The sequence below is a fragment of the Malaciobacter halophilus genome, from assembly GCF_002837275.1.
Classification (GTDB): Bacteria; Campylobacterota; Campylobacteria; order Campylobacterales; family Arcobacteraceae; genus Malaciobacter; species Malaciobacter halophilus.
Genome location: NZ_NXIF01000065.1, coordinates 1 through 648, shown reverse-complemented (window position 1 = coordinate 648; position 648 = coordinate 1). Strand labels below are relative to the sequence as shown.

Here is a 648-nt window from a genome sequence, read left to right as displayed (position 1 = left end):
CAGGAAAAGGCTTTGCAGTAGTAGCACAAGAAGTGCGAAACTTAGCAAGTAGAAGTGCCCAAGCAGCAAAAGAGATAAAAGATTTAGTAGAAAATGCAACAACTAAAGCAAGTGAAGGGAAAGTAATATCAGATGATATGATAAAAGGGTATGAAGAGTTAAATACACATATAAATGAAACAATTCATATAATAGAAAATGTAAGTGCAGCTTCAAAAGAGCAAATGACAGGAATCGAACAGATAAATGATACAATAACAATGTTAGATAGAGTAACACAAGAGAACGCAAGTGAAGCAACACAAATATCAAATATAGCATCAGAAGTATCAACAATGGCAAAAGAGTTAGTAAATGATGCCAAAAGTAAACAATTTTAACGGAGCTAAATATGGCAGCAGGACAAGAAACAGTATTAGATGAATATGCATTTTTAGTAAGTGAAACAAATGAAAAAGGTATAATATCATTTGCAAATGATGATTTTTGTAAAATAGCGGAGTATAGCCTAGAAGAGTTAATGGGACAACCACATAATATGGTAAGACATAAAGACATGCCCAAAAAAGCCTTTAAAAGTTTATGGGAAACAATACAAAGAGGTGAGATATGGACAGGGTATGTAAAAAATGCTACAAAATCAGGAGG

2 protein-coding genes are annotated in these 648 nt (G+C 32.9%); both read left to right on the top strand.

All coding sequences use genetic code 11. From position 1 onward, the window contains the following. A partial coding sequence (locus CP960_RS12960) for a methyl-accepting chemotaxis protein (RefSeq protein ID WP_228152082.1) occupies positions 1-380 on the top strand: 380 nt, incomplete at its 5' end. 11 nt (positions 381-391) lie between these two features. Next, positions 392-648, top strand: a 257-nt coding sequence (locus CP960_RS12955; protein ID WP_119184492.1) for a PAS domain-containing protein, incomplete at its 3' end; no start/stop codon positions are given.